This is a genomic window from Sphingobacterium sp. BN32 (genome assembly GCF_030503615.1).
Classification (GTDB): Bacteria; Bacteroidota; Bacteroidia; order Sphingobacteriales; family Sphingobacteriaceae; genus Sphingobacterium.
In genome coordinates this window covers 3,026,722-3,041,663 of record NZ_CP129963.1, presented here as the reverse complement: position 1 = coordinate 3,041,663, position 14,942 = coordinate 3,026,722, and the positions used below count along the sequence as shown (strand labels likewise).

At 44.5% G+C, this 14,942-nt stretch carries 9 protein-coding genes, 2 tRNA genes and 3 rRNA genes; 11 read left to right on the top strand and 3 right to left on the bottom strand.

Annotated features, from left to right (window positions below; all coding sequences use genetic code 11):
• Positions 1-3: 3 nt before the first annotated feature.
• Both QYC40_RS12865 and QYC40_RS12860 read right to left on the bottom strand, forming a co-directional pair.
• Complete coding sequence (locus tag QYC40_RS12865; protein WP_149526945.1) at positions 4-375, bottom strand: DUF779 domain-containing protein; 372 nt, start codon at positions 373-375, stop codon at positions 4-6.
• 62 nt (positions 376-437) lie between these two features.
• On the bottom strand, positions 438-1,940 hold the full coding sequence (locus tag QYC40_RS12860; protein WP_301990558.1) for an aldehyde dehydrogenase family protein: 1,503 nt from the start codon (positions 1,938-1,940) through the stop codon (positions 438-440).
• A 217-nt stretch (positions 1,941-2,157) separates the two neighbouring features.
• Here QYC40_RS12860 and QYC40_RS12855 point away from each other — a divergent pair, with 217 nt between their 5' ends.
• Entirely contained in the window at positions 2,158-3,084 is a 927-nt protein-coding gene (locus QYC40_RS12855; RefSeq protein WP_301990557.1) for a helix-turn-helix domain-containing protein, read from the top strand.
• Here QYC40_RS12855 and smpB read toward each other — a convergent pair.
• Positions 3,071-3,526, bottom strand: a complete 456-nt coding sequence (gene smpB, locus QYC40_RS12850; RefSeq protein ID WP_149526942.1) for an SsrA-binding protein SmpB — start codon at positions 3,524-3,526, stop codon at positions 3,071-3,073. The genes QYC40_RS12855 and smpB overlap by 14 nt on opposite strands.
• Positions 3,527-3,824: 298 nt before the next feature.
• Between smpB and QYC40_RS12845 the strand changes: the two genes are divergently transcribed.
• The 10 genes from QYC40_RS12845 to rrf all read left to right on the top strand — a co-directional run bounded on the left by QYC40_RS12845 (position 3,825) and on the right by rrf (position 14,471).
• Positions 3,825-5,033 carry a pyridoxal phosphate-dependent aminotransferase family protein gene (locus tag QYC40_RS12845; protein WP_149526941.1) on the top strand — a complete coding sequence of 403 codons (1,209 nt, stop codon included), beginning with the start codon at positions 3,825-3,827 and terminating at the stop codon, positions 5,031-5,033.
• 15 nt (positions 5,034-5,048) lie between these two features.
• On the top strand, positions 5,049-6,170 hold the full coding sequence (locus QYC40_RS12840; protein ID WP_301990556.1) for a hypothetical protein: 1,122 nt from the start codon (positions 5,049-5,051) through the stop codon (positions 6,168-6,170).
• Positions 6,167-7,165 (top strand): NAD(P)-dependent oxidoreductase, encoded by a 999-nt coding sequence (locus tag QYC40_RS12835; RefSeq protein WP_301990555.1) that lies wholly within the window; start codon positions 6,167-6,169, stop codon positions 7,163-7,165. Before QYC40_RS12840 ends, QYC40_RS12835 begins: the two co-directional genes overlap by 4 nt.
• A gap of 12 nt (positions 7,166-7,177) precedes the next feature.
• The gene (locus QYC40_RS12830; protein WP_301990554.1) at positions 7,178-7,873 is read left to right on the top strand and encodes a CDP-alcohol phosphatidyltransferase family protein; all 696 of its coding nucleotides are present in this window, start codon (positions 7,178-7,180) and stop codon (positions 7,871-7,873) included.
• Between the two features lie 11 nt (positions 7,874-7,884).
• Positions 7,885-8,271 carry a GtrA family protein gene (locus tag QYC40_RS12825; protein ID WP_301990553.1) on the top strand — a complete coding sequence of 129 codons (387 nt, stop codon included), beginning with the start codon at positions 7,885-7,887 and terminating at the stop codon, positions 8,269-8,271.
• A gap of 1,070 nt (positions 8,272-9,341) precedes the next feature.
• Positions 9,342-10,870, top strand: a 16S ribosomal RNA gene (locus tag QYC40_RS12820).
• Between the two features lie 122 nt (positions 10,871-10,992).
• Positions 10,993-11,069, top strand: a tRNA-Ile gene (locus tag QYC40_RS12815).
• 12 nt (positions 11,070-11,081) lie between these two features.
• A tRNA-Ala gene (locus QYC40_RS12810) sits at positions 11,082-11,155 on the top strand.
• 225 nt (positions 11,156-11,380) lie between these two features.
• Positions 11,381-14,262: ribosomal RNA gene (locus QYC40_RS12805) — 23S ribosomal RNA — on the top strand.
• Between the two features lie 97 nt (positions 14,263-14,359).
• Positions 14,360-14,471, top strand: a 5S ribosomal RNA gene (gene rrf / locus QYC40_RS12800).
• Together the 16S, 23S and 5S rRNA genes with 2 tRNA genes alongside form the textbook arrangement of a ribosomal RNA operon.
• Positions 14,472-14,942: the final 471 nt, after the last annotated feature.

Sequence of the window (14,942 nt, the reverse complement as noted above, 5' to 3'; positions counted from 1 at the left end):
AAACTAGTATCTAACCACCGGTTCTAAATTCTTCAATTCTTCCTCCGAGAACAGTTTATAGTGGATTTTGAAGGTTTTTCCGAGTGGAGTTTCCAGGGAGAAGCCTCCCGGTCCGAAGCCATCGAGTACGTCGAGGGTGAAGTGGGAGTATTGCCAATATTCGAAGAGATCTCTATCGATCCAGAATTCATAGCCTTCGACCAGCCCGATCATCGCATCGTTCATGCGAGGGTAGAATCCGCCCTTTTCGAAGCATTGCGGTTGTGTCCCTTCGCAGCAACCTCCTGCTTGATAGAACATTAATGGGCCGTGTTTTTCGGATAATTCCTTGATCAGCTCTTTGGCTTTGTCTGTTGCGTCTATTCTTGAAATCATGTCGTATAGTATAAGAAAGGGGTTACCTAAATAACCCCTTACCCGATTGTATGTTTGATCTTTTAAAAGAATCCTAATTTTTCTTTGCTGTATGAAATCAGCATATTCTTCGCCTGACGATAGTGTGCTAACATCATTTTGTGGTTTTCGCGGCCAATACCCGACTGCTTGTAGCCACCAAATGGTGCGCCTGCAGGGTAGGAGTGATATTGATTGACCCATACACGTCCAGCTTGGATTGCGCGCGGTACCTGATAAAGCTCATGGGCGTCGCGTGTCCAAACGCCGGCTCCTAATCCGTAGATGGTGTCGTTTGCAATAGCAATTGCTTCATCCACGTCTTTAAAAGTTGTTACAGCAAGCACTGGCCCGAAGATCTCTTCTTGGAAAATACGCATCTTGTTGTGCCCTTTGAAAAGCGTCGGCTTGATGTAGTAACCTTCCTCTAGACCTTCGCCTAGGTTATTCTCATCACCTCCAGTCAATACCTCAGCGCCTTCTTCCTTACCCAATTTAATGTAAGACATTATCTTGTCTTTTTGGATTTTTGAAGCTTGAGCTCCCATCATCACGGTAGGGTCTAATGGATCGCCAACTTTAATCTGATTGACACGCTCTACAACGCGTTCGATGAATTTATCATAGATATCTTCCTGAATTAATAACCTTGACGGACAGGTACAGATTTCACCCTGATTCAAAGCAAAAAGAACAGCGCCTTCGATCGCTTTATCCAAGTAAGAATCATCTTCATCCATCACCGAAGAGAAGAAGATATTTGGCGATTTACCACCCAACTCTAAGGTTACAGGGATAATATTCTCCGTCGCATATTGCATCACAAGACGTCCCGTTGCGGTAGATCCTGTAAATGCTGCTTTGTTGACGTCTGGATGTGTCACTAAATGGCGACCTAACTCTGAGCCAAATCCATTCACAATGTTAATCACACCGGCCGGGATGAGGTCGCCAATTAGTTCCATTAAAACAAGGATAGACGTAGGGGTGCTTTCTGCTGGTTTAAGAACTACCGTACAGCCAGCTGCTAATGCTGGGGCCAGTTTCCAAACGGCCATCAATATCGGGAAGTTCCACGGGATAATCTGTGCAACAACGCCTATCGGCTCGTTCACTATCAGCGATACAGTGTTTGCGTCCAATTCGGATAATGAACCCTCTTCCGCACGGATAACACCCGCAAAATAGCGGAAATGATCAATTGCTAATGGGATATCCGCATTCAGCGTCTCACGAACTGCTTTCCCGTTGTCGATCGTCTCAACGATCGCTATCTTTTCCAAATTTTCTTCAATACGATCAGCAATCTTATTCAAGATGATGCTGCGCTCTGTCGCTGAGGTTTTACCCCAGGTTTCAAATGCTTTTTTGGCCGCAGCAACTGCTTTATCGATGTCTTCTTTTGTTGAATGGGCAACCTGTGTAAACGGCTTGCCGTCTAATGGAGAGATGTTATCAAAATACTTTCCTTGCGAAGGTGCTTCAAATTTTCCGTTAATGTAATTGTCATATCGTTCTTTGAACGATGGTCTTGCTAGTGCGCTCATATTATCGTTTTATCAAGTTTACGTTTTGAATTATTTCAAATTTAAGGGGATCGAAATTTTGACAATAGCATTATCCTCGCAGACAATAGCATTATTCTATCAAGCCGTATTATTATTCATATCCGCCTATTATTATACATAATCAGCAAGTTATGGTTTTAGAATATGAATAGATTTTATATATTTGGTAAGCAACCAATTATAAAATGTGTGTGATATGAGCGGAAAAAATCTAATTCGTGCTCTCCCCTTTTCCAAAGAAAAGGAGTTGAGTACATTGGTTGAAAACAGACGAGCTTTTACTCTTGATAATTTCGAATTGAACATCTACGAAACTTATCAAGCGAGCAGTCTTGTGCCATTGCAATTCAGTGATATGGTCATTATTAATATGCTGAAGGGCAAGAAAGTCATGCATGTGAACGACATGCCTGCATTCGATTATTTTCCGGGCGAAACGATTGTATTACCAGCAGCGAAGCCGATGGAGATCGACTTTCCAGAAGCTGCCCTTCAAGACCCTACACAATGCACTGCTTTAGTCGTCTCAGCTGATAAGATAGAGCAAACACTGAATTATCTAAACGAAAGCTATCCGAAAGAGAATAAGAATATACCATGGAATCTTTCTTGGGAGAATGTGCATTTCGCCAATACAAGCGAGATTGCCTCGCTAACGGATCGCTTGTTTAGCACGATGATAAGCACAGACCCTTTAAAGGATGTGTTATCCGATATGCTGTTTAAGGAGCTTTTAGTGCGTATCATTCAACAACAGAAGCTATCGACCGTCGCGACTTCCACAAAAACACAGGGGAGTGGCTTGCTTGCACATATACGAAACTTTATCACCTCAAATATCAACGATAAGCTAACTGTTGATCAACTGAGCAAGCATGTGAATATGAGCAAGGCGAGTTTATTTCGCGTGTTCAAGGAAGAGGTGGGAATTACGCCTATGGAGATGGTGATTCAGGAGCGCTTGAACAAAGCAAAGGAGCTTCTACGAACAAAACTCTCCGTAAAAGAGGTGTGTTATGCCTGCGGATTTTCCGACGTCAACTACTTTGTACGCATATTCCGCAAGCGAGAAAATATGACTCCAGGAAACTATCAGCGGCGTGCAGAAACTATCGTTTCATAGCGCGGTCAAGCTCTCTTTTAGACTCACGTTCTTTAATGCTATCGCGTTTGTCGAAATCTTTCTTACCCTGTGCTAGTGCAATTTCAATCTTAGCATAACCGCGTTCATTGACGAAAATGCGAAGAGGAACAATTGTAAATCCTTTTTCCTCGCCCTTTTCGCGGAGCTTTTTAAGCTCTTTCTTCGTTAATAGAAGTTTCCTATCGCGTTTAGCTTCGTGATTGTAAAAAGATCCGAACGAGTATTCTGCAATGTGCATGTTACGAATGTAAAGCCCGTCTTCGAAAAATGCGCAAAAACTATCGTTAATATTGGCTTTACCTTGACGGATGGACTTAATCTCAGTTCCCAATAAAGCAATGCCTGCGACATAGCGATCCAACAAGTGGAATTCGAAGGATGCGCGTTTGTTTTTTATATTAACTGTTGATGAAATTGCCATTTTGTCCGTTTCGTTTGAAGCACAAAGGTAATAATTTAGGAAAATTAGCAAAACAATCGTTGTTTTAATACTAAACAATCTGTTAATATTAATTTAATTTTATGATATTTATATGTCAAATTAAAACTAAATTGAGGTTTAAGTTTTGTATGTTTGCGACGATTTTTTGTATCAAAAGGTAAAAGTTACACTTATATTATTTGTAGTTAGGCGTAGTTTTGTACCTTTGTGGGATTTTTGACGTTTTTTGTTAAAAGTTCAAAAAGTAAATATTATTGAGAATATAGATACCTGACGAATGAGCAAGGGAAAATTAAACGAAAGAACCGCACGGTTTTTAAATGGCGAACTAGGGGATATTAAATCCAAAAACTTATACGCTTATTTTAGACCTATACAATCTAAGCAGGACACTGAGGTTATTATTGATGGCCAAAGAGTGTTAATGTTTGGATCAAATTCCTACCTAGGTTTAACGACTGATCCACGTATCATTCAAGCTTCGCAGGATGCTCTTGCGAAATACGGTACGGGATGTGCTGGCTCTAGATTTCTTAATGGTACCCTAGATATCCACGTGGAACTGGAAGAAAAATTAGCAGATTACGTTGGTAAAGATGCTGCAATTCTTTTCAGTACCGGATTTCAATCGAACTTAGGCCCATTATCATGCCTGACTGGCCGTAATGACTATATTCTTTTGGACGAACGCGACCATGCATCGATTATTGATGGTAGCCGTTTGTCTTTCTCTAAAGTAATTAAATACGCACATAATAATATCGACGATCTTCGTGATAAGATGTCACGTCTTCCGGAAGAAAGCTTTAAGTTGATCGCAACAGACGGTATCTTCAGTATGGAAGGTGACATCGTTAAATTACCTGAACTTGTTCAAGTAGCTAACGAATTCGACGCAGCGATATTGTGTGATGATGCACATAGTTTGGGAGTAATTGGCGAAAAGGGTGCAGGTACTGCCTCTCATTTCGGCCTTACTGAAGATGTTGACCTCATCATGGGAACATTCAGTAAATCCTTAGCTTCGTTAGGTGGATTTGTTGCCGCAGATAAGGATACCATCGAGTACTTGAAACATAGAGCTCGCTCTTTGATGTTCAGTGCAAGTATGACTCCTGCTTCAGTAGCGTCTACTTTGAAAGCTTTGGAAATTATTCAAACTGAACCTGAACATATCGAGAAACTGTGGGCTAACACCAACTACGCTAAAAAACTATTATTAGACAGCGGTTTTGACTTAGGTGCAACTGAAAGTCCGATCTTACCAGTTTTTGTTAGAAACAACGAAAAAACTTATATTGTTACCAAGATGTTGCAAGACGACGGCGTATTTGTTAACCCAGTCGTTGCTCCTGCAGTTCCAGCGGAAGAATCGTTAATTCGCTTCTCCTTGATGGCCACTCATACTTTCGATCAGATCGATGAAGCCGTAGAGAAATTAGCGAAGGTATTCAAGGCGCTGGAAGTTGAAACTTTTATTGGATAATAAAGCATTAAACCTGTGATTACGATTGTTCCTGTAGAAACGAAGCGTCAGCGTGCGAGTTTCATCGATTTCCCGCACGACCTCTATGAGGGAGACCCAAACTACGTTCCTGAGTTGTTCTTAGGGCAGGATGATATGCTTAATCCAAAGAAACATCCTTTCTACAAGCATTCACAGGCACAACCCTTTTTAGCATATCAAGATGGCAAAATTGTGGGGCGTGTGCTGGCGATCTACAATGTCAATCACAATAAATTTAACCATGTTAATGAAGGGCAATTCGGTTTTTTTGATGCCATCAACGATCAAGAAGTTGCCAATAAATTGCTCGAAACGGCAACTGCATGGGTAAAAGCAAAGGGCGCCACCAACATTGTGGGGCCTATTAATTTGTCGACAAACGATACTTGTGGTCTGTTGGTTGAAGGTTTCGACCGACCTCCAATGGCCATGATGCCATATAATTTCCCTTATTACATCGATCTGATAACGAATGCGGGCTTTGAAAAGAAAGAAGACCTTCGGGCCTATCTTGTCAATAAAGCTGGCGCTAGCCACCGCTCGGTGTTACTTTTGGATAAGCTCGAAGCTCGTTTGGAGCGCTCAGGCATTATCCTTCGCCAAATTAATCTGAAAGATTTTAAGAACGAAGCGGAACGTATCAAGGTGGTTTACAATAAAGCTTGGGATAAGAACCTGGGTTTTGTACCCATGACTGATGATGAGTTTTTCTACGTAGCGAAGGACCTAAAAATGATCGTCGATCCGAAGTATTGTATCCTTGCTCAAAAGGGCGATGAGATCGTCGGCTTTGCACTAGGAGTGCCTAATATCAACGAAATATTGATCAATATTAAGCGCGGTAGGTTGCTTCCTACCGGTATATTCAAATTACTGTTCGGTAAAAAGAATATCAAATCGCTTAGAGTACTCATGCTGGGAGTTCTGGATAATTACCGTAAGCTAGGTATTGAAGCCTGTTTATACGGTCGTATCATCAAAAATGCGATGCCCTCGGGTATTGTAGAGGCAGAATGTTCTTGGATGTTGGATCACAATTACATGATGAATCACGCTATTGAGCAAATCAATGCAGATTTCTACAAACGGTATCGTCTGTACGAAAAAGCAATATGAAAAAGAAAATCTTCATTACTGGTGCGAGCGGATTTGTAGGTTCTCACTTGGTAGAGGCTGCCCAAAACTTGGGACTGGAGGTGCATGCTGCAGTAAGATCGAGTAGTGTAACAGACCAAATAGCGCCTTTTGTCGATAAATTCGTCTACCCAAATCTGGGGGATGTCGAAAATCTTAAACATTTATTTGAAGAGGAACAATACCACTATATCATCCATGCCGCGGCAATGACCAAGGCGAAAGATGAGAAACAAATGAACAAGGTGAACGTCGATTACACCGAAGCTATCCTCCATGCGGCTACAACGGCACAAATCCCATTGGAACGTGTCGTGTATGTGAGCAGCTTGGCGGCGGTCGGACCAATTGCTTTCAATAGTGAGAAACTAATCGACGAATCTTTCCCTTATCGTCCTGTTACAGTTTATGGGCGCAGCAAGCGCGCATCGGAATTAATGATTCGCGAGAAGTTTGCGGATAAACCGGTTTCTGTATTTAGACCAACAGCAGTATACGGCCCTCGTGAAAAGGATATTTTCATATTGTTTGATACCATGAATAAGGGGCTCGACCCATATATCGGGCGAAACCCGCAGAAATTGAGTTTCATTTATGTGAAAGACCTTTGCGACGTTCTGTTGCAAGGATGTGTGGTGAAGCAAAACGCTTTACAATTTTACAATATCTCCGATGGCCTCATTTATTCACGATATGCCATGGCCGATATCTTTAAGTCTACATTAAAAAAGCGCCTTTTTCGTATACACGTGCCGTTGTCACTGATTAGGTTCGTCGCACAGGTATCGCAAAGGCTATACAAGAATTCTAGTAAAACACCGGTTCTTTATCCGGAGAGGTTAGGGGAGTTGACGGCCGAAAACTGGGGCTGTAATATCAGTCATGCAGTCAAAAACCTAGGTTTTAATCCTCAATATGATTTGGAAAGAGGACTGACGGAGAGTTTAAATTGGTACAAAAGCCATAAATGGCTATAAAAAATAGAAGTGATGAGTGAAGAGAAAATCAACAAAAAGTTGTTTCAGGATAGAAAACGCACAAATATCTTGGCCAATCCGGAACAAAGACTGATAACCTATTTAGTGCCGCGGATTCCAAACTGGATTTCTTCGGACGGGTTAACGGCAATAGGCTTGTTTGGATCTTTGATGATTATGGGCAGCTTCTTATTGGCAGAATATGTTCACATTAACTACCTGCTCTTGGGTATTGTCGGTTTCTTCGTGCAATGGTTCGGCGATTCCTTAGATGGTCGAATTGCGTTCTACCGAAATAAATCCAGAAAGTGGTACGGATTCGCGCTAGATATTGTGATGGATTGGGTAAGTACCGTATTCATTGGATTGGGCTATGTTTTCTATGCGCCGGGCGATTTTAAATATCTTGGCTTTACGTTGGTGGCGCTGTATGGTTGGGCAATGATCATTTCACAGTTGAGATATCGCATCACTGATAAATACACGATCGATGCCGGACTTTTGGGTCCTACAGAGATTCGTGTGATTATTTCTGCAGTCCTTGCGCTCGAGGTATTTGTTCCTGGCTCCATCAATTATAGCGTTTTAGGAATCTGTATTATTTTATTCTTCATTAATCTGGGCGATACCAAAAAACTTTTGGATCTTGGAGATATTAAAGATGCTGAGGAAAAAGCAGCAAAATTAAAGGAAGGTCAAGAGGCTTAAGATCATAAGGGATGACAGCAAAAGTTAGAGAATTTCTGAAGGTTCAGCTGTCTGCCTTTATCGGCGGCTTGTCTGACTTTGGTATCTACACATTCTGTTATACCGTCCTGAAGTACACTGCACCGTTCTCCAATGTCATTAGCGGCAGCTTAGGCGCCATTGTCAACTTTACGATCAACCGGTACTGGTCATTCAACAGCCGAGCACAATCGATAGGGAGCCAACTCTGGAAATTTATCATTGTGGTTCTTGGAAGCATCGGCCTGAAATCATTAGGAATACACATATTCGTCGATTTAATGCATTGGCATTTCTTGCTCTCCAAAATGATTGTAGAGATCGTCGTGTCCCTAGGCTTTAATTTCACTTTACAGAAGTATTGGGTGTTTCGAAAATAATTGACGATTATTAAAAGATAATTCATAGAGCTGGCAAATTCATTTGCTAGCTTTTTGTTTGGTCTTGAGTCAGGAAAGGAAAGGTGAAAGGATGGGTAGTATGTTATTGTCTTGAACCAGGAAAGGAAGGGTGAAAGGATGGTAGTATGTTATTGTCTTGAACCAGGAAAGGAAGGATTTAAGGATTATCAGGATCCTGTATTGTAGCGGATATTACGCCATAGGTCTTAATACTAACTACTAACTACTAACTACTAACTACTAACTACTAAGTACTAAGTACTAACTACTATTCGATAGCTCAAAGCCCTTTCAAACCCAATGCAAACCCAATACAGACCCCAATCAAACCCGCTCGGGGAGGGCTATGAAAGGGGAGTGCATGAGGTCTGCATTAGGTTTTCCCTGACGCGTACCCCATCTTCTCTCGAAGAAAGCCTCATTTCTTTCTGCCCTAAGCCCGTCATTTTCCCCTTGCAGCCCCCAAAACAGCCCAAGACAAGTCTATCCCAACATTTCTGAGATAAATTATTGTTCACATTGTTAGCGAGTTACGACATCGGCCTAAAAATATTCGTTTGCAGGTCTTGGAAGTATGGGTTATTTGTCCCTATCTTTGCACCACTCCGCAAGGGAGGGACGGCCGAAACGGCCATGACATCGGGAAGGAAAGAGCGAGATATCCGCTGCTGAAAAGCAAGAGATTTCGACCTCAAAAAAGAGCTTCAAAAAATATTTTAAAATAAATTTTGGAGATTCAAAAAAACCTTCTACCTTTGCAGTCCCAACTACGGGGAACGGCTGAGAGCGCAAGGCTCGAAGCTTACAAAACTGAAAGCTTGAGTGCCACGGAAACAAGGCGCACAACATAAGAAAAGCGGAAGCGAGATGCGGAAGCGAAAAGTTCTTTAAGAAATAATGATCATGTAGCGCAGCGAGTAGACGCAAGTCGAAAGTTGAACAAGAAGATTTTAATAAATCAATTCAACCAGATCGGAACCAGGGAAACAGATATTTAAATAAAGACAATTCTATTTATTATAAATAGTCTTGATCTTACACTTCATTTTACAATGGAGAGTTTGATCCTGGCTCAGGATGAACGCTAGCGGCAGGCCTAATACATGCAAGTCGAACGGGATCCAAGTGTTAGCTTGCTAACATTTGGTGAGAGTGGCGCACGGGTGCGTAACGCGTGAGCAACCTACCCATATCAGGGGGATAGCCCGAAGAAATTCGGATTAACACCGCATAAGACTACGAGATGGCATCATCAAGTAGTTAAATATTTATAGGATATGGATGGGCTCGCGTGACATTAGCTAGTTGGTGAGGTAACGGCTCACCAAGGCGACGATGTCTAGGGGCTCTGAGAGGAGAATCCCCCACACTGGTACTGAGACACGGACCAGACTCCTACGGGAGGCAGCAGTAAGGAATATTGGTCAATGGACGGAAGTCTGAACCAGCCATGCCGCGTGCAGGATGACTGCCCTATGGGTTGTAAACTGCTTTTGTCGAGGAATAAACCTATCTACGTGTAGATAGCTGAATGTACTCGAAGAATAAGGATCGGCTAACTCCGTGCCAGCAGCCGCGGTAATACGGAGGATCCGAGCGTTATCCGGATTTATTGGGTTTAAAGGGTGCGTAGGCGGCACTTTAAGTCAGGGGTGAAAGACGGCAGCTTAACTGTCGCAGTGCCTTTGATACTGAAGTGCTTGAATGCGGTTGAAGACGGCGGAATGAGACAAGTAGCGGTGAAATGCATAGATATGTCTCAGAACACCGATTGCGAAGGCAGCTGTCTAAGCCGTTATTGACGCTGATGCACGAAAGCGTGGGGATCGAACAGGATTAGATACCCTGGTAGTCCACGCCCTAAACGATGATAACTCGATGTTTGCGATATACCGTAAGCGTCCAAGCGAAAGCGTTAAGTTATCCACCTGGGGAGTACGCCCGCAAGGGTGAAACTCAAAGGAATTGACGGGGGCCCGCACAAGCGGAGGAGCATGTGGTTTAATTCGATGATACGCGAGGAACCTTACCCGGGCTTGAAAGTTACTGAAGGATGCAGAGACGCATCCGTCCTTCGGGACAGGAAACTAGGTGCTGCATGGCTGTCGTCAGCTCGTGCCGTGAGGTGTTGGGTTAAGTCCCGCAACGAGCGCAACCCCTATGTTTAGTTGCCAGCATTTAAGGTGGGGACTCTAAACAGACTGCCTGCGCAAGCAGAGAGGAAGGCGGGGACGACGTCAAGTCATCATGGCCCTTACGTCCGGGGCTACACACGTGCTACAATGGATGGTACAGCGGGCAGCTACATAGCAATATGATGCCAATCTCGAAAAGCCATTCACAGTTCGGATCGGGGTCTGCAACTCGACCCCGTGAAGTTGGATTCGCTAGTAATCGCGTATCAGCAATGACGCGGTGAATACGTTCCCGGGCCTTGTACACACCGCCCGTCAAGCCATGAAAGCTGGGGGTACCTAAAGCATGTAACCGCAAGGAGCGTGTTAGGGTAAAACCGGTAATTGGGGCTAAGTCGTAACAAGGTAGCCGTACCGGAAGGTGCGGCTGGAATACCTCCTTTCTAGAGCCTGATTCCGGCTCGTCTGCGCAACATTTGATCGTTAAGATAAGAAACACATTAGAAGAAAGTACCTGCCCAGCGTAAGTTGGCATGGTATCTTGAGAAGATGAGGAATTTAAGCTAGTCCCGTAGCTCAGTTGGTTAGAGCACTACACTGATAATGTAGGGGTCAGCAGTTCAAATCTGCTCGGGACTACCATAATGACACGATGGGGAATTAGCTCAGCTGGCTAGAGCACCTGCCTTGCACGCAGGGGGTCAACGGTTCGAATCCGTTATTCTCCACAAGTCATCGAAGATGACAGATGTGAGACATCAGACAACAGACATTAGAGCCTATATGGCGCACTAGGGTCTACCATCTAATATCTACCATCTATTATCTAAAGAAGACAAAGAGTTCTTTGACATATTGGAAGAAAAGAGACACAAGAGAAGACAACAGAAGCTTTTTCTACTTGTAGAATAAGCGAAAGCAACCTATCACTTAGCAAAAGGGGTGATAGCGTGAAGAAAGTAAATAAGGGCACACGGGGGATGCCTAGGCTCTCAGAGGCGATGAAGGACGTGATAAGCTGCGATAAGCTACGGGGATTGGCAAATGCGATTCGATCCGTAGATTTCCGAATGGGGCAACCTAATATACTGAAGGTATATTGTATAATACGCGAACGCGCCGAACTGAAACATCTAAGTAAGCGTAGGAGGAGAAAATAATAATGATTTCCCAAGTAGTGGCGAGCGAACGGGAAAGAGCCCAAACCCATATTGTTACGGCAATATGGGGGTTGTAGGACCACGACATTGTACTGTGCTATGAACTGGAAGCAGGTGGGAAACTGCGCGATATGGGTGATAGCCCCGTACAGGTAAAGAATACAGGCATAGTGGTATCCTGAGTACCGCGGGACCGGAGAAATCCTGTGGGAATCTGCCAGCACCATCTGGTAAGGCTAAATACTCCTGAGAGACCGATAGTGAACCAGTACCGTGAGGGAAAGGTGAAAAGAACCTCGAACAGAGGAGTGAAAAGAACCTGAAACCGTGTGCTTACAAGCGGTCGGAGCGGAGCGATTCCGTGACGGCGTGCCTTTTGCATAATGAGCCTACGAGTTACTCTTGTCCGGCAAGGTTAATTGATTAAGTCAAGGAGCCGAAGCGAAAGCGAGTCTGAATAGGGCGCATAGTCGGATGAGGTAGACGCGAAACCTTGTGATCTACCCTTGGGCAGGTTGAAGGTGCGGTAACACGTACTGGAGGACCGAACCGATAAACGTTGAAAAGTTTCCGGATGACCTGAGGGTAGGGGTGAAAGGCCAATCAAACTGGGAAATAGCTCGTACTCCCCGAAATGTTTTTAGGAACAGCGTCGGCATTGAGTCTAGCAGAGGTAGAGCTACCGATTGGGTGCGGGGGAGTCAAATCCTACCAAATCCAGACGAACTCCGAATGCTGTTAGATATGGCCGGCAGTGAGGCTTTGGGTGCTAAGGTCCAAGGCCGAGAGGGAAAGAACCCAGACCATCAGCTAAGGTCCCTAAATGTAGTCTAAGTTGAACTAACGAGGTCCGGTTGCCCAGACAGCTAGGATGTTGGCTTGGAAGCAGCCATTCATTTAAAGAGTGCGTAACAGCTCACTAGTCGAGCGACCGGGCGTGGATAATAAACGGGCATCAAGATTACTACCGAAGCTATGGATTGCAATTTATTGCACTGGTAGGGGAGCATTCTATAGGGGGTGAATCTGCAAGGTGACTTGTGGTGGACTTTATAGAAAAGCAAATGTAGGCATAAGTAACGATAAGGCGGGTGAGAAACCCGCCCACCGAAAGACCCAGGTTTCCTGATCAACGCTAATCGGATCAGGGTTAGTCGGGGCCTAAGGCTCATCCGAAAGGAGAACGCCGATGGACAACGGGTTAATATTCCCGTACTGTTGATAACTGCGATGTGGTGACGGAGTAGTGACACTGCCGCGAACTGACGGAATAGTTCGTTGAAGGACGTAGGTATTGGACTGGTAGGCAAATCCGCCGGTCTAGCTGAAATCTGATAGTACAGCAAACCCTCGGGGGCGCTGATAGTGCAGGTAAGCAGACTTCCAAGAAAACCCGCTAAGCTTCAGGTTATCAACACCCGTACCGCAAACCGACACAGGTGGTCGAGGAGAGAATCCTAAGGTGCTCGAGTGAATCATGGCTAAGGAACTCGGCAAAATGGCCCTGTAACTTCGGGAGAAGGGGCGCTTCCTCCAGCGATGGAGAAGCCGCAGTGAAAAGGCCCAGGCGACTGTTTAGCAAAAACATATGGCTTTGCGAAATCGAAAGATGAAGTATAAGGCCTGACACCTGCCCGGTGCTGGAAGGTTAAGAGGGGATGTCATCCGCAAGGAGAAGCATTGAATCGAAGCCCCAGTAAACGGCGGCCGTAACTATAACGGTCCTAAGGTAGCGAAATTCCTTGTCGGGTAAGTTCCGACCTGCACGAATGGTGTAACGATCTGGGCGCTGTCTCAGCCATGAGCTCGGTGAAATTGTGGTATCGGTGAAGACGCCGGTTACCCGCAACGGGACGGAAAGACCCCATGAACCTTCACTATAGCTTAACATTGAAATTGGGTACAGGATGTGTAGGATAGGCGGGAGTATGTGAAGCGGTTTCGCCAGGAATCGTGGATACAACCTTGAAATACCGCCCTTTCTGTATTCGGTTTCTAACTCGGCCGTGCCGAGGACATTGTTTGGTGGGTAGTTTGACTGGGGTGGTCGCCTCCAAAAAGGTAACGGAGGCTTTCAAAGGTAAGCTCAGTACGCTTGGTAACCGTACGAGGAGTGCAATGGCATAAGCTTGCTTGACTGTGAGACCTACAAGTCGACCAGGGTCGAAAGACGGACATAGTGATCCGGTGGTTCTGTATGGAAGGGCCATCGCTCAAAGGATAAAAGGTACTCTGGGGATAACAGGCTGATCTCCCCCAAGAGCTCATATCGACGGGGAGGTTTGGCACCTCGATGTCGGCTCGTCACATCCTGGGGCTGGAGAAGGTCCCAAGGGTTGGGCTGTTCGCCCATTAAAGTGGCACGCGAGCTGGGTTCAGAACGTCGCGAGACAGTTCGGTCCCTATCTGTTGTGGGCGTTGGAAGTTTGAGTGGATCTGACCTTAGTACGAGAGGACCGGGTTGGACGGACCGCTGGTGAACCTGTTATGCCGCCAGGTGTACGGCAGGGTAGCTACGTCCGGGATAGATAAGCGCTGAAAGCATCTAAGTGCGAAACTAGCCACGAGATGAGACTTCCTTATAGGGTCGTTGTAGATGACGACGTTGATAGGTCATAGGTGTAAAGGTTGAAAGACCAAAGCCAAGTGATACTAATAGCCCGAAGCTTTCCAATGCAGATAGTCTGTTGTCCTCTCTCTTTTTGAATCTTTTCTTCCAATAACATGTCAATGTTGGTACTTGCAAGAGTAGGTATTTCAACAAAAAGATATTCAGGTGCCTATATCGGCGGTGTCCACCTCTTCCCATTCCGAACAGAGAAGTTAAGCCCGCCAGAGCCGATGGTATTGCCGTAACAGGTGGGAGAGTAGGTCGGCGCCTATTTTTATACGAAAAGCTCGTTATCGAAAGATGACGGGCTTTTTTGGTATTTAGACTGTTAGATGTGAGATATAAGATAGTAGAGTAGGGCGCTGATTAGGCGCCTTTTTTTATGGATTGTTTTTGCGTGAAAGGGAAGGATTAGAAAGGAAAGATGAGCTTTTGATTTTTAGTTGTTTGTCTGAAAGGAAGAAATGGAACGTTTGAATTGAACCAGAAAAGGAAGGATTTGAGGATTAACAGGATCAAGCACACTTACCGTTTTTCTATGAAGTTTGTCTGAACCAGGAAAGGAAGGATGACAAGATTAGCAAGATCCTGACAATCGTTATATCCTTCCTTTCCTGGTTCAAGACATCAGAAACACTCTAATATCTTATGTCTCATATCTAATGTCTAGTAGACGCTATACTCTAATGTCTTACGTCTAATATCTAACGTCTAGCGACGCCACCCTCTAATGTCTTATGTCTG

Coding starts and splice junctions, on each gene's coding strand:
- QYC40_RS12830 (WP_301990554.1), top strand. CDS start 7,178: ATGAGTGAAGAGAAAATCAACAAAAAGTTGTTTCAGGATAGAAAACGC.
- smpB (WP_149526942.1), bottom strand. CDS start 3,526: ATGGCAATTTCATCAACAGTTAATATAAAAAACAAACGCGCATCCTTC.
- QYC40_RS12855 (WP_301990557.1), top strand. CDS start 2,158: ATGAGCGGAAAAAATCTAATTCGTGCTCTCCCCTTTTCCAAAGAAAAG.
- QYC40_RS12845 (WP_149526941.1), top strand. CDS start 3,825: ATGAGCAAGGGAAAATTAAACGAAAGAACCGCACGGTTTTTAAATGGC.
- QYC40_RS12835 (WP_301990555.1), top strand. CDS start 6,167: ATGAAAAAGAAAATCTTCATTACTGGTGCGAGCGGATTTGTAGGTTCT.
- QYC40_RS12825 (WP_301990553.1), top strand. CDS start 7,885: ATGACAGCAAAAGTTAGAGAATTTCTGAAGGTTCAGCTGTCTGCCTTT.
- QYC40_RS12860 (WP_301990558.1), bottom strand. CDS start 1,940: ATGAGCGCACTAGCAAGACCATCGTTCAAAGAACGATATGACAATTAC.
- QYC40_RS12865 (WP_149526945.1), bottom strand. CDS start 375: ATGATTTCAAGAATAGACGCAACAGACAAAGCCAAAGAGCTGATCAAG.